This is a genomic window from Neisseria sp. CP9 (genome assembly GCF_047758525.1).
Lineage (GTDB): Bacteria > Pseudomonadota > Gammaproteobacteria > Burkholderiales > Neisseriaceae > Neisseria.
On sequence record NZ_CP180502.1, the window covers coordinates 1,397,212 to 1,422,411 of the forward strand.

At 51.8% G+C, this 25,200-nt stretch carries 19 protein-coding genes, 1 tRNA gene and 1 pseudogene; 17 read left to right on the forward strand and 4 right to left on the reverse strand.

Annotation, left to right across the window (positions count from 1 at the left end; genetic code table 11):
- Positions 1-73 precede the first annotated feature (73 nt).
- The 14 genes and pseudogenes from ACMYUL_RS06660 (at position 74) to ACMYUL_RS06725 (ending at position 17,039) form a co-directional block, all read left to right on the forward strand.
- On the forward strand, positions 74-766 hold the full coding sequence (locus ACMYUL_RS06660) for an SMI1/KNR4 family protein (RefSeq protein WP_415772750.1): 693 nt from the start codon (positions 74-76) through the stop codon (positions 764-766).
- A 281-nt stretch (positions 767-1,047) separates the two neighbouring features.
- Complete coding sequence (locus ACMYUL_RS06665) at positions 1,048-3,519, forward strand: type VI secretion system Vgr family protein (protein WP_415772752.1); 2,472 nt, start codon at positions 1,048-1,050, stop codon at positions 3,517-3,519.
- 3 nt (positions 3,520-3,522) lie between these two features.
- On the forward strand, positions 3,523-4,296 hold the full coding sequence (locus ACMYUL_RS06670; RefSeq protein WP_415772754.1) for a hypothetical protein: 774 nt from the start codon (positions 3,523-3,525) through the stop codon (positions 4,294-4,296).
- A gap of 95 nt (positions 4,297-4,391) precedes the next feature.
- Positions 4,392-4,877: a hypothetical protein gene (locus tag ACMYUL_RS06675; protein ID WP_070511744.1), complete on the forward strand. Its 486-nt coding sequence runs from the start codon at positions 4,392-4,394 to the stop codon at positions 4,875-4,877.
- Positions 4,878-5,381: 504 nt separating this feature from the next.
- Positions 5,382-6,911 (forward strand): ABC transporter permease, encoded by a 1,530-nt coding sequence (locus ACMYUL_RS06680; protein ID WP_415772756.1) that lies wholly within the window; start codon positions 5,382-5,384, stop codon positions 6,909-6,911.
- Positions 6,912-7,260: 349 nt separating this feature from the next.
- On the forward strand, positions 7,261-9,570 hold the full coding sequence (parC, locus tag ACMYUL_RS06685; RefSeq protein WP_415772758.1) for a DNA topoisomerase IV subunit A: 2,310 nt from the start codon (positions 7,261-7,263) through the stop codon (positions 9,568-9,570).
- A gap of 164 nt (positions 9,571-9,734) precedes the next feature.
- Complete coding sequence (locus ACMYUL_RS06690; protein WP_003765319.1) at positions 9,735-11,324, forward strand: sensor histidine kinase; 1,590 nt, start codon at positions 9,735-9,737, stop codon at positions 11,322-11,324.
- A complete protein-coding gene (locus tag ACMYUL_RS06695) occupies positions 11,317-12,921 on the forward strand; it encodes a sigma-54-dependent transcriptional regulator (RefSeq protein WP_070512708.1) in 1,605 nt (534 codons plus the stop codon). Before ACMYUL_RS06690 ends, ACMYUL_RS06695 begins: the two co-directional genes overlap by 8 nt.
- A 560-nt stretch (positions 12,922-13,481) precedes the next feature.
- Positions 13,482-14,132: a cell division ATP-binding protein FtsE gene (ftsE, locus tag ACMYUL_RS06700; RefSeq protein WP_003765335.1), complete on the forward strand. Its 651-nt coding sequence runs from the start codon at positions 13,482-13,484 to the stop codon at positions 14,130-14,132.
- A complete protein-coding gene (ftsX, locus tag ACMYUL_RS06705; RefSeq protein ID WP_415772761.1) occupies positions 14,129-15,046 on the forward strand; it encodes a permease-like cell division protein FtsX in 918 nt (305 codons plus the stop codon). Before ftsE ends, ftsX begins: the two co-directional genes overlap by 4 nt.
- A 138-nt stretch (positions 15,047-15,184) precedes the next feature.
- Entirely contained in the window at positions 15,185-15,679 is a 495-nt protein-coding gene (locus ACMYUL_RS06710) for a hypothetical protein (RefSeq protein ID WP_415772763.1), read from the forward strand.
- A 232-nt stretch (positions 15,680-15,911) separates the two neighbouring features.
- A pseudogene (locus ACMYUL_RS06715) lies at positions 15,912-16,073 on the forward strand (cell division protein FtsX); the annotation flags it as partial.
- A 100-nt stretch (positions 16,074-16,173) separates the two neighbouring features.
- Positions 16,174-16,728, forward strand: coding sequence for a hypothetical protein (locus tag ACMYUL_RS06720; protein ID WP_070512698.1), 555 nt, complete (start codon positions 16,174-16,176; stop codon positions 16,726-16,728).
- A gap of 234 nt (positions 16,729-16,962) precedes the next feature.
- Positions 16,963-17,039: transfer RNA gene (locus ACMYUL_RS06725), tRNA-Met, on the forward strand.
- A 270-nt stretch (positions 17,040-17,309) separates the two neighbouring features.
- Here ACMYUL_RS06725 and ACMYUL_RS06730 read toward each other — a convergent pair.
- The 4 genes from ACMYUL_RS06730 to ppc form a co-directional block, all read right to left on the reverse strand.
- Positions 17,310-18,656, reverse strand: coding sequence for a chloride channel protein (locus tag ACMYUL_RS06730; RefSeq protein ID WP_415772765.1), 1,347 nt, complete (start codon positions 18,654-18,656; stop codon positions 17,310-17,312).
- Between the two features lie 75 nt (positions 18,657-18,731).
- A complete protein-coding gene (locus ACMYUL_RS06735) occupies positions 18,732-19,073 on the reverse strand; it encodes a hypothetical protein (protein WP_415772767.1) in 342 nt (113 codons plus the stop codon).
- A gap of 98 nt (positions 19,074-19,171) precedes the next feature.
- Complete coding sequence (locus ACMYUL_RS06740; RefSeq protein WP_415772769.1) at positions 19,172-19,540, reverse strand: hypothetical protein; 369 nt, start codon at positions 19,538-19,540, stop codon at positions 19,172-19,174.
- A 269-nt stretch (positions 19,541-19,809) separates the two neighbouring features.
- A complete protein-coding gene (gene ppc, locus ACMYUL_RS06745) occupies positions 19,810-22,512 on the reverse strand; it encodes a phosphoenolpyruvate carboxylase (RefSeq protein WP_415772771.1) in 2,703 nt (900 codons plus the stop codon).
- Positions 22,513-22,933: 421 nt separating this feature from the next.
- Between ppc and ACMYUL_RS06750 the strand changes: the two genes are divergently transcribed.
- The 3 genes from ACMYUL_RS06750 (at position 22,934) to ACMYUL_RS06760 (ending at position 25,128) form a co-directional block, all read left to right on the forward strand.
- Positions 22,934-23,410, forward strand: coding sequence for a cyclic pyranopterin monophosphate synthase MoaC (locus tag ACMYUL_RS06750; protein WP_070514363.1), 477 nt, complete (start codon positions 22,934-22,936; stop codon positions 23,408-23,410).
- 152 nt (positions 23,411-23,562) lie between these two features.
- Positions 23,563-24,318: a HesA/MoeB/ThiF family protein gene (locus ACMYUL_RS06755; RefSeq protein ID WP_070514362.1), complete on the forward strand. Its 756-nt coding sequence runs from the start codon at positions 23,563-23,565 to the stop codon at positions 24,316-24,318.
- A 171-nt stretch (positions 24,319-24,489) separates the two neighbouring features.
- The gene (locus ACMYUL_RS06760) at positions 24,490-25,128 is read left to right on the forward strand and encodes a YcxB family protein (protein WP_070514361.1); all 639 of its coding nucleotides are present in this window, start codon (positions 24,490-24,492) and stop codon (positions 25,126-25,128) included.
- Positions 25,129-25,200: the final 72 nt, after the last annotated feature.

Here is a 25,200-nt window from a genome sequence, read left to right on the forward strand (position 1 = left end):
GGGAAAGGGAAGAGGTCGTCTGAAAACGCAGCTTCAATGAAGTTCAAAACCAAAATCTAGCAAAGGAAATATCATGAATTATCAGGATTTCATCAGCCAAACCGAAACACAATACGGCATCTCCCTGCCCAACCTATACAAACGCCTCGCTGCCGACGGTATGTTGGACTGGGGCGAATTGGGTAGCAAATGGTATAGCGAAACCTTTCCCAAGTTGCTCGAATATCCGCCTTTACTGCTGGTCGGCTCGGAATTTGAACTGCCTCACGCCGACGAATTGCAGGGAATCAACGAACAGCTATGCGACGACAGTGAATGGATGAGTTTGAAACCCGAATACCGTGGCAAACTCATCGCCTTTGCCGGAGCGGGTAACGGCGATTACTACGCATTCGACTACCGTCAAGAAGGCGAACCATGTATCACACGCTTGTATCACGACGACGACTTCAGCGTAGTAGAAGCCGAAAATTTAGCAGATTTTATCTTCCGCAGACTGTTGCAAGCCCAAGCGGACTATTTCCCCGAAGAAGATACTTCCCCCGAAGACTACCGCAGGCAACTGTTTGCCCAATTGGAAAGCCACCACCCCTACCTCTCCGCCGAACAATATGAATTCCTCCGACAAACCTATCAAAAACCCTATCAAAAAGACCAATGGGACGGATTGTTCATGTTGAGCGATGAAGAAACCAAAGCCGCCGAGCAACAGTTCATCTCATGCGAACGGCTGGACGAAGAGTTCGAACCTTTCGACTACGACTAGTGGGTATATTGGTTTCGGTTTAAATCAGGATAAAAATACTAAAGAAAAAGATGTAAGAAAATACCGCATTGTTTACATAACAGGTGTAGATTGAATTGGAACCCCAACTTTCACAAAGGTCGTCTGAAAGTTTTCAGACGACCTTCTTTCGTCCCAAATCTATTCACCCATCACTTTCAGAAACCATCCATACGACATTTTTACCGTTTGTCATTATCCGTTTGTCTTGCTCGCTTTTTTGATTTATGTTCAAGCTTTCATCATAAATCCTCCAGATCGTCATGACTGCCCGCCAATCCTACCACCTCACCTTCGCCCGTTTCTTCCCCTCCCTCTCCGTCAAATCCTTCACCGCCTCCGAAGCCGCCAACACCGCCTACCGCGTCGAAATCACCGCCACCTCCACCGATTCCTCACTGCCGCTGTCTTCCTACCTCAACCAGCGCGCAGCATTTGAAATCCGTCCGCAGGAGGCCGTATTGTCCGAAGTCGCCGCCGCTTTTTCAGCCGGTTCGGACGACGCTCCGGCGAAACAATGGCAGGGCATCGTGACTTCGTGTGAGAAGCTGTCCGTCTCCAAGGATGAAACCGTTTACCGCTTTGTTTTAGAGCCGCGCTTCGCGGCTTTAAAACATTTCCAATCTTCCCGACTGTTTCAAAACCAAACCGTCCCCGACATCGTTGCCGCCGTCTTCAAGCACCACGGCTTCTCCGGTGTCGACTACCGTTTCCAAAAAAGCCGCAGCTACAGCGTCCGCGAGTATGTGACCCAGTATCTCGAAAGCGACTTTGCCTTTATCAACCGTCTGTGTGAGGAAGAAGGCATTTGGTATGCCTTCGAACAGCATGAACAACACGGCGATATCGTCGTCTTCGGCGACAGTCCCGAACACTACTTCCGCGACCAAAGCCTACCCGTTTCCTACCGTCCCCATGCCGGACTGGAAAGCGTCGGTACCGAAGCACTCTTCAACTTAAGCATCCGTCACAATCCCATCGTCGAAGGCATACGCAGTGCCGACTACAACTACCGCACTGCCGATACCGACCTCTTTGCCGAAACCGACAACAAACAATCCGAAGAGTCTGCCGACAATACCGTCTTATTGGGCAAACAGCAAAACTGGGGCCTTCATCCCAAAACCCCCGATGAAGCCAAAGTTCAGACGACCCTGTTGAACGAAGCCGTCCTCTGCCGCCAAACCGTCGCCAACGGCAGCGGCAACGTCGTCTCCATGGCACCGATGAAAGTGTTCCAAACCGATACCGCCTTCCCCGAAGCACCCGACGGCTGGCTGGTACTCAGCATGGAACACAGCGGCAGCCGCGATACCGCCTACACCCACACCTTTACCGCCATACCCGCCCAACTCGCCTTCCGTCCAGAACGCACCACCCCGCGTCCCCATATCGCCGGCACACTGCCCGCACGGGTGACCGCGGCAGAGAACTGCACCTACGCCTACATCGACGACATGGGACGCTACCGCGTCAAACTGCCGTTTGATTTGGACGAATGGAGCCCCGGCGGAGAAAGCCGTCCCGTCCGACTCGCCAAACCCTATGCCGGTCCCGAATACGGTATCCACTTCCCCCTGCACGAGGGCACCGAAGTTATGTTGTCCTTCGTCCAAGGCAACCCCGACCGCCCGTATATCTCCGGCGTCATGCACGACAGTGCCCATCCCGACCATATTCCTGCCGATTGGAACACAAGGAACGTCATCCGTACCTGGGCGAACAACAAACTCAGGATGGAAGACCAAAAGGGACAGGAACACATCAAACTCGCCACCGACTACCAGAAATCCCAACTCAACCTCGGCCACATCGTTGACAGCGGTAGGGAGAAACGCGGAGAGAACGGCGAAGGCTTCGAACTCAGAACCGACGGCTGGGGTGCCGTACGGGCGGGGAAAGGCATACTCGTCAGCGCACAAAACCAAGACGCCAACGGCAAAGTGCTGGATATGGACGATGCCATTTCCCAACTCGAACAGGCACTTTCCCTCGCCAAAAGCCTGAACAAAGCCGCCCAAACCGCCAACAACCACCACACCGATGAAGAAACCCAAAGGGGTCGTCTGAAAGACGCCCTTAAAGACCTCAAAGAAGCCGGCTTGATCCAAACCGCCCCTGCCGGTATTGCTACCGCAACCCAGCAAAGCCAACTGCACACCGCCAATGAAAACATCCATCTCGTCAGCGGCAACCATACCGACATCACCGCCGGACAAAGCCTGACCGCCCATGCAGTAGAAAGCCTCAACCTGTTTGCCCAAAGCAGCGGCATTAAGGTACAGGCCAATCAGGGTAAAGTGGAAGTACAGGCACAGAATGACGAGTTGCAGCTGAATGCGCTGAAGGATGCAACGTTAACCAGTAGCGCGGGGAAAATTACCATTGCGGCGAAGGAAGAGATTCTGATTACCTGCAAGGGGGCGTATATCAAGCTGAGCAACGGGGAGGTGGAGATTGGGAGTCCGAAGCTGGTTAGGGTGAAGGCGCCGATGGAGGTGAGTGGGGCAGAAGAAATCAATATCCCGTTACCGACAACACCGCTACATCGATATGCTCGGCAGTTTGTCTTACAGGATGAATGGACAGGCGAGGTTTTGGCAGGAGTACTGTATAAGATATATAGAGGGAAAGAACTTTTGTTAAAAGGAAGGTCGGATAAAAATGGACTGACCAAATTCGTAACCACTGAAAATATGGAAGAAATCCGTATTGAAATTGAAACCAGGGAGTAAATCATGGCAGACAAAATAGAAACACATGGTACATATATGACAGTTACAACGGAAGAAGCAACTACCGTATTAATAAATTCGCCGGGAAAACCTTTTCCGGTAAGACTTCCTCCCAAATCAAGAAAATTAACTTCAGGAGAAATCGCTTTGGCACGACTTATCTTCAAAGAGTCGATTCCTTATGAAAAAGTTAGGATTGTAAGGGGAGGGTTGCTGGGTATACCTGACAATTCAAGAAATGCAATGACTCCATTTGGCGAAATTCACTTGCCGATTAAAGTTTATGATGTGATTAAAGATTTTTCTGGTCCTTTGACAAACAAAGAGGATAATCAACGATGGTTTATTCATGAAATGACACACATTTGGCAATATTTTGCAATGGATTTAAGTGTAGCCTGTAGAGGGGTGCGATTGGCATCAATTGGAGGATATACTGAAAGAGATAGATCAGGACGTTTAATGGCTTATGCATATGACTTATTAGGCATAGATAGAGGTAAAGAGTTTAAGGATTTCAATATTGAACAACAGGCAGATATCGTGTGCCATTATTACTTAGTTAAATATCATGCGAACTATGTATCTCAAGAACCACAATTACGGAATTTGATCAGTCAACAATCACGTAGAGAATATGTTTTGAGAGATTTTTTGAGAAACCCTTTAGATAGAAAATTAAAATCTGAAGAATGGACAACGAAAATACATCATCAGAGAGAGAAAGAAAATAATAGAATTTGGTATGAGGCGATGACTAAAGTTCGTACTTTTTAAAATAAAATTATTTATAGAAGATTTTTATGAGAAGAAGTAAATTTTTATTTATTTATTATGTCATATTGAGTTTAAACGCATACGGATTTTCTCATATGCCTTATCCTGACGGAGATGTGAATGTTATTATAAAAAATAATAAACCTTGTGTCTATATTGATGCTAATGGTTTAACGGGTAGTTATATGTTAAGGATTGGTTATGTTGACGAAAATACCGGAAATTCAGAATATTGGCGTTATTTAAGTTCATTCGAAAAACAATATCCTGTAAAGGAAAAATGTATTTTTGCGGATGAGTCAAACTTTCCAAATATAAATTTTAGGAATAATGTAAGTTATAGTTTTACTCTAAAGGCAGCTTCAGTACCTAGAGATGATAGGTATATTCCTAATAATTTTGATGGATTTAGCAGTACGTATTGCTTAAAAAATACTAATGGAAAATTTGAGGTTCAAGATTTTGATTTTTCAAAGAATAGGTGTGTAGATAAAGTTGAAATATTATCTTCTTCTGATACAAAACAACGGATAAGCTGGTTAGATTCGTTATTTAGATGGTTTATGGACTTATGGAAGTAAGTAAATTTCGTAGTTAAGGATCAACAAGTGTAGGTTGATCATGATTCCTACATTTTAGATCGTTCAATAACTTTTTTAGAGGCAACTTAATCTATATTTGCATGGAGATGGATAAACGAACGGGGCAGGATGATTAAAGCCTGGACGCAAAAGTAGTTGATGCAGCCCTTGAAGCCCTAAAAAAGGCGACCGACTGGACGATAGAGGAAATTAAAAAGATAGGCTGGATGCAGGTCATCGCTGTCGGTACGTCGTGGTTCTGGTTATTGTCATCGGCGTGGTGGTCACGTTTTTTACCGCTGGGACGGGTACAGTTCCGTACACCGCTTCGGTTAAGGTTTTTTTGACTTCTATTAGGAGTAGGTACGGCGGCAGTCGGTGCGGCTGCCATGTAAACGAACAGGCCGAAAATTTTAATAACTTATGTTATTGTAAAGGTCTCTATCTGAGACCTTTGCTTCGTATCCGTTACAATATCTGTTTTAAACCCTGCCTACCCGTTCCATGAAAACTCTGTTTCGCTCGTTTCCTGCTACTGTTTTGCTTGCGCTGTTGCCTTTGGGTTTCTTGGTGGTGATGGTGGTTGCGCCATTGGTGGCGATGGCGGCTTATGACGGGTCGGCTTGGTCGTTGGTATTGGCCGATGATTATATGCAGCATCGCTTGGTTTGGACGGTGGTTCAGGCGGCGGTCACTTGTGTGCTGGTTTTGCTGCTTGGGATTCCGGTGGGGTGGTCGTTGGCGAGGTTGTCGTTTCGCGGGCGTGAGGTGATTTTGCGGCTTTTGATGTTGCCGTTTGTGATGCCGACTTTGGTGGTCGGGGTCGGCGTGTTGGCTTTGTTCGGGGCAAACGGTGTGTTGTGGGCGGGCTGGCAGGATACGCCGTATTTGTTGCTTTACGGTAATGTGTTTTTCAATTTGCCTGTGTTGGTACGCGCGGCGTATCAGGGTTTTTTGCAGGTGCCGCAGGCGAGGCTGCAGTCGGCGCAGACGCTGGGTGCGGGGGCTTGGCAGCGGTTTTGTTTTGTGGAATGGCCGGTGTTGCGCCCTTGGTTGGCGGGCGGGGCTTGTTTGGTATTTTTGTATTGTTTTTCGGGTTTCGGACTGGCTTTGTTGCTCGGCGGCAGCCGTTATACGACGGTCGAGGTGGAGATTTATCAGTTGGTGATGTATGAGCTGGATATGGCTCAGTCGTCGGTTTTGGTGTGGATGGTGTTGGGTGTGACGGCATTGGCGGGGCTGCTGTATGCGTATTTGAGTCGGCAAACGGCTTCTGATAAAGCGGTTCGTGCTTTGCTGCCGCATCGTCCGCAATCTTTGGGCGAACGTGTTTTGCTGGGTTTTTCTTTAATGGTGTTGCTGCTGTGTTGTCTGTTGCCTTTGGCGGCGGTGGTTTTTCTGGCGGCATCGGCAGGCGGGTCTTGGGGCGTGTTGTTGGAACGGGAAACCTTGGCGGCGGGATGGAATACGCTGCGGTTTTCGGGGATGGCGGTTTTGACGGCGGTTGTACTGGGTGTGATGTATGCGGCAGTTGCGCGACGGGTGGCGTGGGTGCGCGGTTTGGTGTTTTTGCCGTTTATGGTTTCGCCTGTCTGCATTGCCGCCGGTATATTGCTGCTTTATCCACAATGGACGGCATCGCTGCCTTTGTTGGTTGCCACTTATGCGCTGCTGGCGTATCCGTTTGTGGCAAAAGACGTGTTGGCGGCTTGGGACGATTTGCCTGAAGATTATGTGTCGGCTGCGCGCGGTATGGGGTCAAATGCTTTTCAGACGACCTTGTATGTGACCGCTCCGTTATTGAAACCTGCTTTGCGACGCGGTTTGACTTTGGCGGCGGCAACCTGTATCGGCGAATTTGCCGCCACGCTGTTTTTGTCGCGCCCCGAATGGCAGACGCTGACCACGTTGATTTATTCGTATCTGGGTAGGGCAGGGGCAGACAATTATGCGCGGGCAATGGTGCTGACGACGGTTTTGATGCTGCTGTCGCTGATGGTGTTTTTGCTGTTGGACGAACGTGAAAAAACTTGATACCTGCTTTTGAAATGTAGCATGATGTTTATAGAGGTCGTCTGAAAACATTTCAGACGACCTCAAATCCATTCGGATTGTCAGCAATTCCATTCAAAAATATAGTGGATTAACTTTAACCCAGTACGGCGTTGCCTCGCCTTAGCTCAAAGAGAACGATTCTCTAAGGTGCTGAAGCACCAAGTGAATCGGTTCCGTACTATCTGTACTGTCTGCGGCTTCGTCGCCTTGTCCTGATTTAAAGTTAATCCACTATAAAAAGATACGCGGCGAAACCATGCCCCGACATTTTTATTTTCATTCGCTATCCTTTACAATACCTTCCTTTATCTTTCATTCCAGCTTCCTTATGAACGAACACGTTTCCGTCCCATCCCCCGTCGGCGAAGACTACCTTCTTTTGGGTCAGTACGCCGAACGCGCCTATCTCGAATACGCCATGAGCGTGGTCAAAGGCCGCGCGCTGCCTGAAGTTTCAGACGGTCAGAAGCCCGTGCAGCGGCGCATTTTGTTTGCCATGCGCGATATGGGTTTGACGGCGGGGGCGAAGCCGGTGAAATCGGCGCGCGTGGTCGGTGAGATTTTGGGTAAATACCACCCGCACGGCGACAGTTCCGCCTATGAAGCGATGGTCCGCATGGCGCAGGATTTTACCTTGCGCTATCCCTTAATCGACGGCATCGGCAACTTCGGTTCACGCGACGGCGACGGGGCGGCGGCGATGCGTTACACCGAAGCGCGGCTGACGCCGATTGCGGAATTGTTGTTGTCCGAAATCAATCAGGGGACGGTGGATTTCGTGCCGAACTACGACGGCGCGTTTGACGAACCGCTGCACCTGCCCGCCCGCCTGCCTATGGTGTTGCTCAACGGCGCGTCAGGCATCGCAGTGGGCATGGCGACTGAAATTCCGTCGCACAATTTGAACGAAGTGACGCAGGCGGCGATTGCGCTGTTGAAGAAACCGACGCTGGAAACTGCCGACCTGATGCAGTACATCCCCGCGCCCGATTTTGCCGGTGGCGGTCAAATCATCACGCCGGCGGACGAATTGCGCCGGATTTACGAAACCGGCAAAGGCAGCGTGCGCGTGCGTGCGCGTTACGAAATCGAGAAACTGGCGCGCGGGCAATGGCGCGTGATTGTGACCGAACTGCCGCCGAACGCCAATTCCGCCAAAATTCTTGCCGAAATCGAAGAACAGACCAACCCGAAACCGAAAGCGGGCAAAAAGCAGCTCAACCAAGACCAGCTCAACACCAAAAAGCTGATGCTGGATTTAATCGACCGCGTGCGCGACGAGTCAGACGGCGAGCATCCCGTACGCCTTGTGTTCGAACCAAAATCCAGCCGCATCGATACCGATACCTTCATCAACACGCTGATGGCGCAGACTTCGCTGGAAGGCAATGTGTCCATGAACTTGGTGATGATGGGGCTGGACAACCGTCCCGCGCAGAAAAACCTGAAAACGATTTTGCAGGAATGGCTGGATTTCCGCGTCGTGACCGTAACACGTCGTCTGAAATTCCGTTTGAACCAAGTGGAAAAACGGCTGCACATCCTCGAAGGCCGTCTGAAAGTCTTTCTGCACATTGACGAAGTGATTAAAGTCATCCGCGAATCAGACGACCCGAAAGCCGATTTGATGGCGGCGTTCGGGCTGACCGAAATCCAAGCCGAAGACATTTTGGAAATCCGCCTGCGCCAGTTGGCGCGTTTGGAAGGTTTCAAACTCGAAAAAGAATTGAACGAATTGCGCGAAGAACAAGGTCGTCTGAATATTCTTTTGGGCGACGAAAACGAAAAACGCAAGCTGATTATCAAAGAGATGCAGGCGGACATGAAGCAGTTCGGCGACGCGCGCCGCACGCTGGTGGAAGAAGCCGGACGCGCCGTGCTGACGCAAACCACCGCCGACGAACCCATCACGCTGATTCTGTCGGAAAAAGGCTGGATACGTAGCCGAGCCGGACATAATCTCGATTTGAGCCAAACCGCGTTCAAAGAAGGCGACCGCCTCAAACAAACCCTTGAAGGCCGTACCGTTTTACCCGTCGTCATTCTCGACTCATTGGGTAGGACCTACACGCTCGATGCCGCCGAAATCCCCGGCGGACGCGGCGACGGCGTGCCGGTTTCATCGTTAATCGAGCTGCAAAACGGCGCGAAGCCCGTCGCCATGCTCACCGGGCAGCCCGAACAGCACTACCTGCTCTCAGGCAGCGGCGGCTACGGCTTCATCGCCAAGCTGGGCGATATGGTCGGACGCGTAAAAGCGGGCAAAGTGGTGATGACCGTGGACAGCGGCGAAACCGTCCTGCCGCCGATTGCGGTTTATGCCTCTTCTCTCATCAATCCCGACTGCAAAGTCGTACTGGCCAGCAGCGACCACCGCCTCTTGGCGTTTTCCATCGGCGAACTCAAAGTCATGCCCAAAGGGCGCGGTTTGCAGTTGATGTCGCTGACCGACGGCGCGTCTTTGGAACACGTCCTCGTGACCACGGCTGCGGAATTTATCGTCGAAACCGTCGGTAAGCGCGGTGCGGCGCATCAGGAAAAATTGCGCATTTGCGATATCGACGGCAAGCGCGGCAAAAAAGGGAAGGTTTTGGACATCTCAGGTCGTCTGAAAACCTTGTCCGCTGCCTTCGCATAAACAACAAAAGGCGCGGTAACACATTGAAAACCTAGAAAACACGGTCGTTTTATGTTATGCTGACAAAATTAAAAAAATATTTACGACCATCTGCGGCAATGTCGCAGAACGATTTCAAAAACAGGTACTAATAATGATAAAAATAAACAAAAAGGGTTGCGGATATGAGTAAGTCCGGCTTTCAGGAACTGGGAAACCTGAGCGAGCGGATACCCGGTTTAATCAATATTGCCCGCATTGCCATCGTGCTGCCGCTGTTGGTCATGCATGCTTTCGGCGTTTACAGCAATGGCACCCATATCGGCATGTCATTCCCCCCCGTCGAATTTTACAGCTGGGCAGCGCTGTATTCTTTCCTCATCTTGTTATCCGTCGCCCGTCCGGACTGGCAATGGCAGACTTTGGATTTGCCCAATGCCAGCGCAGTCGTCGATATTTCGATGATGATGATACTGGTGTATATCGCCGGCGGAGTCGATTCGGGCTTCGGCATCCTTGTCCTTCCTTTCGTCGCGACGTCCTGCCTCCTCAGCTACGGGCATTATCCCATGCTGTACGCAGGCTACGCGTCCATGCTGTTCTTCTTCAATCTGCTGCTCGACGGCAGCATCCGCCTGCATCCGTTTGATTGGGATACACAACCCCTGATTACTACGGTCCTGCTCTGCGGCGCGTGTTACCTTGTCGCCATGCTGACTTCGTTCGCCGCCCGCTATTTGGAACAGGCGACCGAATCTGCCAGCCGCCATCAGCTTGCCTACCGCCGTATCAGCGGGTTGAACCGCCTCGTTCTCAACCGCGTGCAGGAAGCCGTTATCGTTATCGACAGCACCCAGCGCGTCTGGCTTTTCAACAAACAGGCAAAAACCTATTTCCCCGGTTTGGTGGTTGACCAGCAGGAAGTCGTGTTCGGCGAATTGGTTACACGCTGGCAATATCATCCCGACAAACCGTTTGAAACCGATATCCACATCTTCCAACACGCCATGCACGTCCGCGCCGTCCCTCTGATTCAGGAACAGACGGAACTGCTCATGCTGTATGTCCGTTCGCTGCGCGAAGTCGCAGCAGAGGCCATGTCCACCAAGCTCACCTCGCTCGGACAGCTTACCGCCAACCTCGCCCACGAAATCCGCAATCCGATGTCCGCCATCCGTCACGCCAGTGATTTGCTGCAGGAAAGTGATGACGATGCCGAACCCGATCCTGTTAAAGCCAAGCTTTGCGGCATTATCGACAGCAACATCCAGCGCATCGACAAAATGTTGGAAGACATCTCCCTGCTCAACAAGCGCGACAACATCAGCCGCGAGCCGATCAACCTGATGAAATTCTGGCTCGACTTCAAACAAGAGTTCACGCTCAACAATTCTGAAGCCATCGGCTGCCTGCGCATGAACATGGACGGCAACAACCTTACCGTCCTCGCTGATGTGATGCACATCCAACAAATCATGTGGAACCTCTGCAATAACGCATGGCGGCACAGCCGTCAGGACGAAAACGCGATTACCGTCCTGATCCGCCCCAGCGGCAGGATGCACATTTCCATCGTCGTTGCCGATAACGGCAAAGGCATTTCGCCCGAAGTCCGCAACCATCTCTTCGAGCCGTTCTACACCACTGAAAAACAAGGTACGGGATTGGGATTGTACGTTGCCCGCGAACTAGCACACGCCAATATGGGCCAACTCCATTACCACCCCGAAATGAACGGATTTGAACTGATTTTACCGAGAGAACACAATGAGTAAGCTGCAAGACCCAGTATTGGTCGTCGACGACGAGGCCGACATCCGTGACTTGATGGAAATGACGCTGATGAAGATGGGACTGCGCGTGCAGACCGCCGTCGGCGTAGAAGATGCCAAAGACAAGCTCGACAATAACGACTATTCCCTCGTCTTGACCGATATGCGGATGCCCGACGGCTCCGGTCTCGAAGTCGTCCAATACATAGACGAACTCATGCTCGACACCCCTGTCGCCGTCATTACCGCCTTCGGTAATGCCGACCAGGCTGTCGAAGCCCTTAATGCGGGTGCGTTCGACTACCTGCAAAAGCCGATTACCCTTTCCCAACTGCGCTCGTTGGTTAAATCTGCCGTTTCCGTTTCCAACAGTACGGACGAAATTACCCAGCCTCCGATAGAAAAACCATCTGCGCCCGTCGCCGCCGCATTCAACAAACCGAAAACGCCCCCCAAACCGCCCAAGCGCGATTTGAGCGGCTCCGTTACCGTTCCTGAAGGTCTGCGTTCCATGAAAGAACGCTTTGCCACCGGCGAAATCGCCATGCGTGCGAACGAAGACGTACCGGAATTGGGCGGCGAAGAGGATATGCCGCGACTGCTCGGCAGTTCGCCCCAAATGGTCGAGGTCCGCCACCTGATCCGCCGCCTGGCCCGCAGCGGTGTGCCCGTCTATATTTCCGGCGAATCGGGTACCGGTAAAGAACAGGCAGCGCGTACCATCCACGAATTGTCCGATCGTGCTGACAAGCCCTTTATCGCCGTCAACTGCGGCGCGATTCCTGAAAATCTGATGGAAAGCGAATTCTTCGGCTACAAAAAAGGCAGCTTTACCGGCGCCGACCAAGACCGTCTCGGCTTTTTCCAACACGCCGACGGCGGTACGCTGTTCCTCGACGAAGTTGCCGACTTGCCGCTAGCCATGCAAGTCAAACTCCTGCGCGCCATCCAAGAAAAAGCTGTACGCCGCATCGGTGATGCCCGCGAAACTTTCGTCGATGTCCGCATCATCTGCGCTACCCACAAAAACCTCGAAGCCCTTGTTGACAGCGGCGCATTCCGTCAAGACTTATATTACCGCCTCAACGTCGTTACCCTGCACATGCCGCCCCTGCGCGAAATGCGTGAGGACTTGGGCGCGCTGATTCTGTACCTACTCTACAAACACCGCCACGGTACGCAAACCTACAAACTCAGCCCCAAAGCGCAAGAAGCCCTGCTGCATTACAGCTATCCCGGCAACTTCCGCGAACTCGAAAACATCCTTGAGCGCGCCGTCGCTCTGACTGTCGGACAAGTTATCCAACTGGATGATTTGCAAATCCAAAATACGCCGACACCGAAAAACGACCATCCAAACCTTGATCTCGACGACATCGCCGATTCCGAAACACGAAAAGGCGAAACTTTGGATCACCAGCCGCTTCCGCCGTTTGACCCGCGCACCATGCAGATTCAAGATTACCTTGACCAAATCGAGCGCGGCATTATCGAACAAGCGTTGCAGCAAACCCGTTACAACCGCACTCAGGCTGCCAAGCTTTTGGGTATCAGCTTCCGCTCCATGCGCTACCGTATGGAACGTTTGGACATCAATTAAGCTTGCACTTTATATTGTCTGCACGTTTAGGAGACAAACTCCGAATATGTGCTTCAAATCTCAAACCGCGTATCTGCCATTCAGTCGGATACGCGGTTTTTGACGTTTGTTATGTGCAGGGGTCGTCTGAAAATTTTCAGACGACCTCTCTGTTTTAGGAGATTTATGGATAAATACGGTTGAATATAGTGGATTAACTTTAAATCAGGACAAGGCGACGAAGCCGCAGACAGTACAGATAGTACGGAACCGATTCACTTGGTGCTTCAGCACCTTAGAGAATCGTTCTCTTTGAGCTAAGGCGAGGCAACGCCGTACTGGTTTAAAGTTAATTCACTATGAAATGGTGGCGACAATCACGCCTGTAATATTGTGTTGTAAAGCCGTCAGTCCGACGCTTTGCCTACCGCCGTCCATATCTGGGCAAACTATCAAAAAAACGCCGAAATCTTTATAATTCGGCACATATCCTATTTTTCAGACGACCTATCTCCGATAGCGCATCCTTTTGTGGATTAACTGTGGATAAGTTTGTTCTGACCCCTTTCCAGGAATACCTTATGATCCGTTTCGAACAAGTTTCCAAAACCTATCCCGGCGGTTTTGAAGCCCTGAAAAACGTCAGCTTCCAAATCAAAAAAGGCGAAATGATATTTATCGCCGGCCATTCCGGCTCCGGCAAGTCCACCATCCTCAAGCTGATTTCCGGTATTACCAAGCCCAGCAAAGGCAAAGTGTGGTTCAACAACCAAGACTTGGGAGAATTGAGCGACAACCAAATCGGCTTCATGCGCCAGCATATCGGCATCGTGTTCCAAGACCACAAAATCCTCTATGACCGCAACGTCCTGCAAAACGTCATCCTGCCGCTGCGGATTATCGGTTATCAGCCGCGCAAAGCCGAAGAGCGCGCCCGCATCGCCATTGAAAAAGTCGGCTTGAAAGGCCGCGAATTGGACGATCCCGTAACCCTGTCGGGCGGTGAACAGCAACGCCTGTGTATCGCCCGCGCCGTCGTCCACCAACCCAGCCTCCTGATTGCCGACGAACCGTCCGCCAACCTCGATCGCGCCTACGCGCTCGACATCATGGAATTGTTCAAAACCTTCCACGAAGCAGGAACCACCGTCATCGTCGCTGCCCATGACGAAACCCTCATGGCAGACTACGGCCACCGCATCCTGCGCCTCTCGAAAGGACGACTCGCATGAGCATCATCCACTACGTCTCGCTGCACGTCGAATCCGCGCGTACTGCGCTCAAACAGCTCCTACGCCAACCCGTCGGCACGCTGCTCACCCTCCTAATGCTCGCCGTCGCCATGACCCTGCCGCTTTTCATGTATTTGGGTATCCAAAGCGGACAAAGCGTTTTAGGCAAGCTCAACGAGTCGCCGCAAATTACCCTCTATATGGAAACCGACGCGTCCAAAGCCGACAGCGATGCCGTCCGCAACCTGTTGGAACGCGATGCCCGCCTCAACAAAATCCGTTTCATCAGCAAGCAGGAAGGCTTGGAAGAGCTGCAATCCAACCTCGACCAAAACCTTGTTTCCATGCTCGACGGCAACCCCTTGCCCGACGCATTTATCGTAACGCCCGATCCCGCTACGCCGCCCGCACAAATGCAGGTGATTTATCAGGATATGGTCAAGCTGCCCATGGTCGAATCCGCCACCATGGACACCGAATGGGTGCAAACGCTGTATCAAATCAACGAGTTCATCCGCAAAATTTTATGGTTTCTTTCACTGACGCTGGGCATGGCGTTCGTCCTTGTCGCGCACAACACCATCCGTCTGCAAATCCTGAGCCGCAAAGAAGAAATTGAAATCACCAAGCTGCTCGGTGCGCCCGCATCGTTTATCCGCCGCCCCTTCCTCTACCAAGCCATGTGGCAGAGTATCTTCTCCGCCGCCGTCAGCTTGGGACTGTGCGGCTGGCTGCTTTCCGCCGTGCGTCCGTTGGTCGATGCCATCTTCAAACCCTACGGACTCAATATCGGCTGGCGTTTCTTCCATTTCAGCGAAGTTTCGCTGGTGTTCGGCTTCGTCATTGCCTTAGGCGTCTTCGGCGCATGGCTTGCCACCACGCAACATTTGTTGGGCTTTAGAGCCAAGAAATAAAACATTGGATTGAAGCAAAGGCAAAAGGTCGTCTGAAACTCTAAAACAAAGTTTCAGACGACCTTTGATTGGCTGCCATTTATTGTATAAGGAAATAATATGCAGGGGAATCTACTGCCACTCGACTATGACCTGAGTTTGAGCAAATTCTTGAGAAGGATGGCGCAGATACTGTTCATCTTATCCTTGTGCTTACCTGCCGTGAATGGAGATATGGGTTTGCAAATTTGGTCGGCAGGCTTATTTTTCCTTTGGCATCCGGTAGGTTGGCCTACATTTGCCAATGTAATTTTTATTGTTTTATATATCAGATTGAATGATGAGAAAGAGATCTTGCCTTTGTTACCCTGTTTAATGTTAACCCTGATGATACCGGGGTCGATATTTGGGTTATCTGGTGTATTTGGCTGGGGATATGTGGTTTGGGTGATGTCGGGTATGCTTTTATGTGCAGATTGGTTATGTAGCCTTATGCCGCACAAACAGCGCCTGATTGTCAGGTTGGCAATCATGGTTTGTCTGATATGGGCTGTCGGCTTAATAGGGCTTGGGCAGTATCAGCAAAACTCAAACGATAAGGGTGCCTTTGGAGATCATTTTAGTGTGTTTTACAATCCGTTAGGTCATCTATAAGCTTTGTATCAACAGTGAAAAGCCAAATCCGGTTGTAACCATCTTTAAAGACTCTTTGAGATTGGACGGTTTACGATGGGGTTTTGAGTAACGTTGATGGGTCGATTTTTGATTTAAACTCTTTAAAATCATCATAGTGCTATAACTTATTTTGTCGTATGGATTTTGATTGGGTAATGTTTTACTGAAGTGTAACGATAAAGTGCTTGACAGTTTTTTCAAGAGTCTGTCGTTGTCAGATGCCATCTTCAAACCCTACGGACTCAATATCGGCTGGCGTTTCTTCCATTTCAGCGAAGTTTCGCTGGTATTCGGCTTCGTCATCGCCTTAGGTGTCTTCGGCGCATGGCTTGCCACCACGCAACATCTGTTGGGCTTTAGAGCCAAGAAATAAAAACATTGGATTGAAGCAAAGGCAAAAGGTCGTCTGAAACTCTAAAACTAGGTTTCAGACGACATTTGATTGGCTGCCGTTTATCGTGTAAGGAAATAATATGCCGGGCAAGCTACTGCCACTCGACTATCACATAGGTTTAAGAAAATCCTTAAGAAGGATGGCGATAATGCTGTTCTTCTTATCCTTGTGCTTGCCTGCCGTAAAAGGAGCGCTAGGTTTAGAAATATGGATGACAGGTTTGATTGTTTTTTGGCATCCGGCAAGCTGGCCTACATTTGCTAATGTAATTTTTATTGTTTTATATTTCAGATTGAATGATGAGAAAGAGACCTTACCTTGGTTACCCTGTTTAATGTTAATCCTGATGATACCGGGGTCGATATTTATGTTGCCTGGTGTATTTGGTTGGGGGTACGTGGTTTGGGTGATGTCAGGTATGCTTCTATGTGCGGATTGGTTATGTAGCCTTATGCCGCACAAACAGCGCCTGATTGTCAGGTTGGCAATCATGATTTGTCTGATATGGGCTGTCGGCTTAATAGGGCTTGGGCAGTATCAGCAAAACTCAAACGATCAGGATATCTTTGAGAATCTATATTTCAGTGTGTTTTACAATCCGTTAGGTGTGATGAGAGGATCTTTTTATCAATAGTGAAAAGCCCAAAAACCGCTTGCAATCATGTTTAAAGGCTCTTTGAGATTGGACGGTTTACGATGGGATTTTGAGTAACGTTGATGGGTCGAATTTTGGTTTGAGCTTTTTAAAATCATAAGGTTGTTGGAATTGATTTTACCGTTGCGAATTTGAATGGTTAATGAATTGCTCAAATTCGGCGACAAATAGCTTGACAGTTTTTTCAAGTATCTGTATAGTTCTATTTTCTGACGCGGGATGGAGCAGCATGGTAGCTCGTCGGGCTCATAACCCGAAGGTCGTAGGTTCGAATCCTGCTCCCGCAACCAAATTTTCAAACCCTCGGTTCTGCCGAGGGTTTTTTCTTGGTCTGATGACTGGGGTAAGTGAATCCCTATACCTTAAGAAGGTCGTCTGAAAACTTGATGTTCGGGTTTTCAGATGACCTTTGTTTTCAATCATTTTCGTGGACAAAGTCCACGCTACGAAACCACGGCGCAAATGTTGCCAAAAAACTTTGTAGCGTGGGCTTTGCCCACGAATCACTAAACATTTCAGACGACCTTTCCTACACCTTCCCGCATCGGCAATATCTGGCTTCACTTCTGTCCGCTTTGTTCCACCTGCCGTTTGAAGCGTGTGCCTGCGGCATGGTAGAAGGGGAGGGGGGAGAATTGGCGGGAGACTTGTGAGGCGAAGATGCAGGCGATGAGCAGCCAGAACAGGAGGTTTTGTCCGCCGGTCATTTCCATCACGACGACGGCGGAGGTGAGCGGGGATTGGGTGGCGCCGGCGAGGAAGGCCGCCATGCAGAGGAGGACGAGGACGTGGGTGCCTTGGGTAAGTCCGGTGAGGACGGCGATGCGTTCGCCCAAGACTGCGCCTATGGTGAGGGAAGGGGTGAAGATGCCGCCGGGTGTGCCTGTCCAGTAGGTCAAGACGGTGGAGAACCATTTGGCGACGGCGAGTCCGGCGGGGGCTTCGTGGATGCCGCGCAGGGCTTGGGCGGCTTCGTGGTAGCCTGTGCCGTAGGTTTTGCCTTGGTAAAGCGTGCCGATGGCGGCGAGCAGGATGCCGATGAGGGCGGCGGTAATCAGGGGATGGCGGCGGATGTGTTCGCGCCATTTGGCGGGGGCGAAGGCGGTGGCGCCGAGATACAGGGTGCGCCCGAACAGTCCGCCTGCGATGCCGCACGCGAGTCCGCAGCCCAATACCCAGCCGAGCATATTGTCGAGTGCGCCGCCGCTGAAGCCTGAGAAATAGGGGTTGTTGCCTTGGATGGCGACTTGGATGAAACCGGCGGCGAGGACACCGAGCAGGATTTGCCGTTCCCAACGCAGCATGACTTCGCGCCCGAGTTCTTCGATGGCGAAAATCACGCCTGCCAGCGGGGCGTTGAACGCGGCGGCAAGCCCGCCTGCCGCGCCTGCGGCGATAAGGTCGTTTTCCTGCATACCGCGGAATGCGAAGCCGTGTTTTTTGCACCATGCGCCCCACGCGCTCATGACTGCCGCGCCGACTTGGACGGACGGCCCTTCACGTCCGACGGATGCGCCTGCAAACATAGCGAGGAAAGTCAGCGGGATTTTAAGGAGGGTTTCGCGCAAGCGGATCAGGCGGGTTTTGTTGGCGCCGTAGGGCAGGGCGAGGCTGGCGAGCACTTGCGGGATGCCGCTGCCGGATGTGTAGGGGGCGAAACGGCGGGTAATCCAGACGATGAGCGGCAACCCGAAGGGCAGGGCGACCCAGGCAAACCAAGGATATTTTTGCACCAGCTCTGCATTCGTTTCTAACGCGAAATCCGCCATCCAGGCAAACAGGAGGGCGGTCAGTGCGACCAGCGCCGAACCTGCCAGCAAGAACAGAAAAGCAATGCTTTTGCGCGAAATGCGGCGGGTTTGGCGGATTTTGTGCGTGATGTGGTAGGCGGGCGGTTTGGTCGGCATAGTATGCGGAAGTGTGGAAAAGGTCGTCTGAAAAGGGTTATTGCGGAAGGCGGTTTATCAATGCGCCAAGATAGCCTAAACGAAAGACAGTAAAAATGCCGAAGCGATGCCGACACCCCAGTAAATAGATCGGTGCTGAGTAGGTTTGTCAGTGTTGGCGCGCAGCAGTTTGAAATAGAGTGCGAACGTGGCGGATGAGATGGCGAAAATCAGTAAACAGCCTAAGAGGGAGACAGATGAATAAGAGACGTAGACGATTATTGCAGGTTTCAGTGTGTAAAGCACGCCCGCGCCTACCGCCCATTTCCAGATGGGATAGAGCCTGTCGGGGAAATCCAGTGTCCCCACAGCTTGAAATCTGCCGAATGCCAATATCAAAGCAATGTCAAAAAAGATGGATGCAAAGAGTAACACCATAAAATAATTTCCTTGTGAGTAAGATTTTTTTTGTTTTTCAGACGACCTCGAGGTCGTCTGAAAAAAGAGGGTCGGCATTCAACCTATTACCCCTCCAGTCAATGCATAATAAATAAGTTCGCCAAATAAAACAATTTTTCGGTCAGTAGGGTTAAGGCTATACCTGAAAGAATGCCCACTCCCCAATAGATAAACTGGCGGCGTTTCGGGTTGGACGTGGTACGCAACATTCTGAAATACAAAAGCAAGCAGCCGAACATGCAGATAGTTTGAAACAGAATGAGGGGGAGGCTGTCAATGGCTTTGGAAATCGAATCAGAAAGGCTGCTTGTCACTGTGCGTATACATAAATAAATCAAAGCCGAGCCTGCCGCCGAATGCCAAAAAGGGATGGGCGTGTCGGATGAGTCGGGTGTCCTGTGGGGTTGAAGCCTGCCGAATAACAATATAAATACAATGTCAAACATAATGAGTCGCCTTGACGTAAGCTGTTTTTGTTTTTCAGACGACCTCGGGGTCGTCTGAAATGTTATGGTGCGGCGATATGGAGTAATACCGCGCTAAGGTGTGTCAGTACGTTGATCATCTGCAATGTCGAAGCGGCTGCCATATCCCTGTAAATACAGTGATGCAGCAGAACAGTATGGGCTTCTGCTGATAAAGCCCGCGTTACGGTTTTGTGCTTGGTCTAAAGGTCGTCTGAAACGGTTTTCAGACGACCTTTTTTCGTACTGCCTTAACCTGTATTGCGCAAACCTTGTGCCACGCCGTTGATGGTCAGGTGTACCATCAGGAGGGTGTGCGGGTCGTGCGGGTCTTTGCGCAGGCGTTTGAGCATGGCGACTTGCAGGCCGTTGAGCGCGTTCAGGTACGGAATCCGCAGGGCGAGCGAACGGGCGAGGCTGCGGTTGTCGCGCAAGAGTTCGTCGGTTTGCAAAAGGTCGAGCAGGGCTTTGCGGCTGCGTTGGTATTCTTCCTTAATCATGCCGAAGATGACGGCGGCTTTTTCGGGCGATTCGCTCAAGCCGGCGTAGTTTTCGGCGAGGGTGATGTCGGTTTTCGCCATGACTTGTTCCATATTGGAGAGCATGGCTTGGAAGAATGGGTTGTGCTGCGCGTGTTCCCGCAGGGCGGCGAGGGTTTCGGGTTTGCCTTCGCACAGGTTTTCCACTGCGCTGCCGAAGCCGTACCACGCGGGCAGCATGAGGCGGTTTTGCATCCATGAGAATACCCACGGTATTGCGCGCAAATCCTGTATCCGCGCCAAGGTCTTGCGGCTGGCGGGGCGGCTGCCGAGATTGAGCGTGGCGATTTCCTGTATGGGGCTGGTTTGCAGGAAATAGTCGATGAAGTCGGGGTGGGTAATCAGCTCGCGGTAGTATTTGAACGATACGTCCGACAATGCCTGCATGAGCGCGGGTTCGGGGTCTTTTTGATCGGGCAGCAGGCTGGCTTCGAGCGTTGCGGCGACGAGGGTTTCGAGGTTGCGCACGGCGTTACCGGGGTCGGCGTATTTGGCGGTGATGACTTCGCCTTGTTCGGTGATGCGGATTTGTCCCGCCACGCTGCCCGCCGGTTGGGCGAGAATGGCTTGGTAAGACGGGCCGCCGCCGCGTCCGACGCTGCCGCCGCGGCCGTGGAACAGGCGCATACGGACATCGTATTTTTTGAAGAGTTCGACCAAACCCAATTCCGCCTGATAGAGACACCAAGAGCTGGTAACGTAGCCGCCGTCTTTGTTGGAATCGGAATAGCCGAGCATGATTTCCTGAATGTTGTCGCGGCTTTGCAGCAGGTCGCGATACCATTCGTTGCTGAACATGGTTTCCATGACGGGGCAGGCGTTTTCGAGGGCTTCGATGGTTTCGAAGAGCGGGACGATGTTGATGCGGCTTTGCGGTTTGCCGTTTTCGATTGTCAACAAACCGCTTTCTTTAAGCAGCAGCGCGAGCGCGAGCAGGTCGCTGGGCTGTTCGCAGTTGGAGATAATGCTTTGGGTAACGGCGTTTTCACCGAATTCGTCTTTGATGTTGCGCGCTTCGTTGAAAATCGCCATTTCGCGGCGGATGTGTTCGCTGTACGTGATGAACGGGCTGGACAGCGGACGCTGGTGTTTCAACTCGCGCAGCAGGACGGTTTGTTTTTCCGTTTCGGAAAGGCTGGCGTAGTCTTCCAAACCGGCGTGTTTGAAGAGTTCGGCAACGACATCGGCGTGTTTTTCCGCGTGTTGGCGCAAGTCGAGCGGCATCATGTGGAAGCCGAACACGGACACGGAACGGATCAGGTCGGCGAGTCTGCCTTCGCCCAAAAGCGCGCTGCCGTTGTCGCGCAGGGAGCGTTGCAGCTTGTGGAGGTCGTCTGAAAACTCTTGCGCGGAGGCGTAAGGCAGCATGAAGCCGAATTTGCAGCCCATACCCAAACCGAGCGAGCGGGCTTTGCCCATGACGCGCGCCATGATGTAGGCGATGGCGCGGCGGTACGGCTCTTCGGTGCGGGCGATTTCTTCGTCGGGCGATTCGTCGGACAACGCCATCACGTCATCGTTGACTTTGACGCGGCGGACGGAAAGCGGCAGCTCGCGGTAGAGTTTGTCGAGTTCGCCGCGGTAAAAACGGAACACCGCGTCGGCATGGCGGCGGAAAGCGAAACGCAGGGTCTCGGCGGAGACAAACGGATTGCCGTCGCGGTCGCCGCCTATCCAGCCGCCGATTTTTAAGATGTCGGGCACGTCAACGTCAGGATAGGTCGTCTGAAACTCGCGCTCCATGCTGCGGTAGAGTTTGGGCAGCGCCTCGAAGAAACTCATCGGGAAGATGGATACGCCGTTGTTGATTTCATCGTTGACGCTGAGTTTGTGGTGGCGCGTTTCGCTGGTTTGCCACAAGCCCAATAAGATAGTGTCGATTTCGCGGCGCAATTCCGCCAGCGCGTCGGCATGGGTGCAGCGTTCGCGGCGGGGCAGGAGGGCGCGGATGCGGCGGTTGAAGTTCAACACGGTTTGGCGTTGCACTTCGGTCGGGTGCGCGGTCAGAACGGCGGTAACATTGGTTGTATTTAATTGTTTTTGAACTGCCTTGCCGCCGATTTTCGCCGCTTTGAGTTTGCGTACCGTTTCCGCCAGGCTGCCTTCCGCGCCGCCGTGTCCCGCTTCTTCGTGGATTTGGCGGCGGCGTTCGTGGTGCACGTCTTCGGCGATGTTCAGAATCTGCGCGAACAAGCCGCAGGCAAGTGTCAGGTCGTGGGTTTGCTGTTCGTCCAGTTGCGGCAAAACCTTCTCAATCAAAGCCGCGCTGTCGTCCGAAGTGGACAACAGCTTGACCGTTTCTACCACCAAAGGCGAGGCTTCTTCGTGCAGAAGTTTGTACAAAGACTGTTTCAAAAATTCCGCGTCTGCTGCCAGAGCGGCGTCCTTGGGATTGTTCAGGATATGCAGTTGCATGATTTTCTCTCTTTATTTATTTATCTCAAAAACAAACGTAAAACATTGTATAGCAGGTCGTCTGAAACCGCCATCGGAAAAGGTGTTGCAAAACGCTGAAACTTGATGTAACCCGCGTCCGCACAAGTCGAGCCGTTAATTGCTTAACAAAGTCGCGCGTGCATTTCAGTCCGATTATTCTGCCGTTCGTATCCGCAGCATAGTCCGAAGCGCAGAAATCCCGTAAAATATAGTGGATTAACTTTAAACCAGTACGGCGTTGCCTCGCCTTAGCTCAAAGAGAACGATTCTCTAAGGTGCTGAAGCACCAAGTGAATCGGTTCCGTACTATCTGTACTGTCTGCGGCTTCGTCGCCTTGTCCTGATTTAAATTTAATCCACTATACTACGACATAAAATCCTATTTTCACGCAGGCACAGTATGTTCAACTTCAATTCCGTACGCGAAAACGACAAACGCCAACCCACCGTCCGCACCGCCGTGGCAAGCGGCTCCATCAATATGAGTACCTCCGCCATCAAAGTTTTGGCGGAAAACGCCACCCAAAACGCAGGCATCCTCAACGTCGCCCGTATCGCCGCCGTACAAGGCATCAAGCAGGTCGGACTGCTTGTCCCGCTCTACCAACCCCTCCCCCTGCAACACGTCCGCGTCGATTTCGATGTCGATATCGAACTCGCCTACGTCAAAGCCACCGTAACCGTTTCCTCGGAAGTCGGTAAAAGCATCACGACCGAAGCCATCACCGGCGTCAACATCGCCCTCATATCCATCTACGACATGATGAAAGAAGTCGACCAGTCCATGATGATGACCCGCATCCACCTCGAATCCGAAAGCGGCGGCGAACGCGGCCCGTTCGTATTCGACGATGCCTACGAAAACATCGAATTCTGATTGAACAAAAAAAGGTCGTCTGAAAACCGGTTTGAGGTTTCAGACGACCTTTGGCATGAGGCATACGAATGGATACAACAGGGGGCAAACGTCGGTACGGCGTTGCCCGTTTTGCCGATTCCATCCGCGATACAACATTCAGACGACCCATCATGAACGACCACCAACTGCTCCGTTACAGCCGCCACATCCTTCTCGACGAAATCGGTATCGAAGGGCAGGAAAAAATCCTTGCCGCCAGCGTCCTCGTTGTCGGCTGCGGCGGACTGGGCGCGGCAGCCATCCCGTATCTTGCCGCTTCGGGCCTCGGCAGACTCATCATCGCCGACCACGACACCATAGACGACACCAACCTCCAACGCCAAACCACTTTCACCGAAGCAGATATCGGACAAGCCAAAGCGCAAGTGATGGAAGGTCGTCTGAAAGCCGTCAACAGCGCGTGCGACATTACCGCTCTGACCGAAAAGCTGGACGAAGCCCACCTGACCGAACTCATGCGCGCCGCCGACATCGTCCTCGACTGCACCGACAACTACCCCACCCGCCAAGCCATCAACCGCGCCGCCGTCGCTACCCGTACCCCGCTGGTTTCCGGCGCCGCCGTGCGTTTTGAAGGACAAATCGCCGTGTACCGCCCCGACTTGCCTGACAGCCCTTGCTACGCCTGCTTGTTTGACGGCGATAACGCCGACGACGGCGCCTGCGCACTGTTCGGCGTATTTTCCCCACTGGTCGGCATCATCGGCGCCACCCAAGCCGCCGAAGCCCTCAAAATCCTGACCGGCGCAGGCGAACCGGCACACGGCAAACTGACAACTTACAACGCCCTTACCGCCAAATGGCAGACATTCCGCGTCCATAAAAATCCCGATTGCGGCGTATGCGGCAAAGCGCACCGGTCGTAGTGGGACAGTTCGCTAAAAGTGATAAAAGATAAGGAAACGGTGTTTCAGACGACCTTTTCAAGAAGGTTTAAGCCGTAGGGAAGGTCGGTTTTGCATCGATAAAACTGCCCCACGCGGCTTATTTCACATAAAATGGGGTTGCCTGAATAACCAGCAATCTTGGGATACGCTATGGACACAGACCTCCAGCAAACTGAACACCTGCAAATATCCTTCTCTCCTACCGATCAAGACAGACGCTATGTGGGAAGGCGGCTTTTGCGTTATATAGAGCCTGCTTGGCGGCGCAAATATTGGTTTGGTTCGGCTGCATTCCTGCTGGTGTGGGGTAGTCTATTCGTCTTTGCTTGTTGGTTGTTTAACGGCATCAACAACACCTATGTTCAAAACTGCTATCTGTTTGCCGATTCGCAAACTGATAGTTTGGAGTACTGTCTGTATAAAGCTGGGGACGACGGCAGCTCCCTATGGATAATGGCAGGTCTCATCTACGCCACCACCATGGTGATGTATTTCGATCAGCGTTGGACATATCGCAGCTTTACCCGCATAGTCAGCCATCCTCTGGATGGGCGACGTTTCTCCGTCATCCTTTCAGCCGAAGGCCTTACTCAGGAGGAGGCAGGGCGCAGCAGGCATTTCCATCATTGGGCAGGCGTGGAACGTATCATCGAAGACCAAGCATTCCTGCTGTTTTATATCGACCGTAACATCGCCTATTTTATTCCGATTGCCGCTTTTGCAGAGGCGGGAATGGATGCCCACGCGTTTTATACCCGAGCGATGGAGTTGAAGGCTGCGGCAGAGTAGGTAAATCCAAACGAGACAAAGGCTACCTGAAAAACCATTTTTGGTTTTCAGGTAGCCTTTTTTCTTCAAATA

Coding starts and splice junctions, on each gene's coding strand:
- ACMYUL_RS06665 (WP_415772752.1), top strand. CDS start 1,048: ATGACTGCCCGCCAATCCTACCACCTCACCTTCGCCCGTTTCTTCCCC.
- ACMYUL_RS06660 (WP_415772750.1), top strand. CDS start 74: ATGAATTATCAGGATTTCATCAGCCAAACCGAAACACAATACGGCATC.
- ftsX (WP_415772761.1), top strand. CDS start 14,129: ATGAGCATCATCCACTACGTCTCGCTGCACGTCGAATCCGCGCGTACT.
- ACMYUL_RS06735 (WP_415772767.1), bottom strand. CDS start 19,073: ATGGTGTTACTCTTTGCATCCATCTTTTTTGACATTGCTTTGATATTG.
- ACMYUL_RS06755 (WP_070514362.1), top strand. CDS start 23,563: ATGAACGACCACCAACTGCTCCGTTACAGCCGCCACATCCTTCTCGAC.
- ACMYUL_RS06760 (WP_070514361.1), top strand. CDS start 24,490: ATGGACACAGACCTCCAGCAAACTGAACACCTGCAAATATCCTTCTCT.
- ACMYUL_RS06730 (WP_415772765.1), bottom strand. CDS start 18,656: ATGCCGACCAAACCGCCCGCCTACCACATCACGCACAAAATCCGCCAA.
- ACMYUL_RS06740 (WP_415772769.1), bottom strand. CDS start 19,540: ATGTTTGACATTGTATTTATATTGTTATTCGGCAGGCTTCAACCCCAC.
- ACMYUL_RS06675 (WP_070511744.1), top strand. CDS start 4,392: ATGCCTTATCCTGACGGAGATGTGAATGTTATTATAAAAAATAATAAA.
- ACMYUL_RS06720 (WP_070512698.1), top strand. CDS start 16,174: ATGCCGGGCAAGCTACTGCCACTCGACTATCACATAGGTTTAAGAAAA.
- ftsE (WP_003765335.1), top strand. CDS start 13,482: ATGATCCGTTTCGAACAAGTTTCCAAAACCTATCCCGGCGGTTTTGAA.
- parC (WP_415772758.1), top strand. CDS start 7,261: ATGAACGAACACGTTTCCGTCCCATCCCCCGTCGGCGAAGACTACCTT.
- ACMYUL_RS06670 (WP_415772754.1), top strand. CDS start 3,523: ATGGCAGACAAAATAGAAACACATGGTACATATATGACAGTTACAACG.
- ACMYUL_RS06750 (WP_070514363.1), top strand. CDS start 22,934: ATGTTCAACTTCAATTCCGTACGCGAAAACGACAAACGCCAACCCACC.
- ACMYUL_RS06695 (WP_070512708.1), top strand. CDS start 11,317: ATGAGTAAGCTGCAAGACCCAGTATTGGTCGTCGACGACGAGGCCGAC.
- ACMYUL_RS06680 (WP_415772756.1), top strand. CDS start 5,382: ATGAAAACTCTGTTTCGCTCGTTTCCTGCTACTGTTTTGCTTGCGCTG.
- ACMYUL_RS06690 (WP_003765319.1), top strand. CDS start 9,735: ATGAGTAAGTCCGGCTTTCAGGAACTGGGAAACCTGAGCGAGCGGATA.
- ppc (WP_415772771.1), bottom strand. CDS start 22,512: ATGCAACTGCATATCCTGAACAATCCCAAGGACGCCGCTCTGGCAGCA.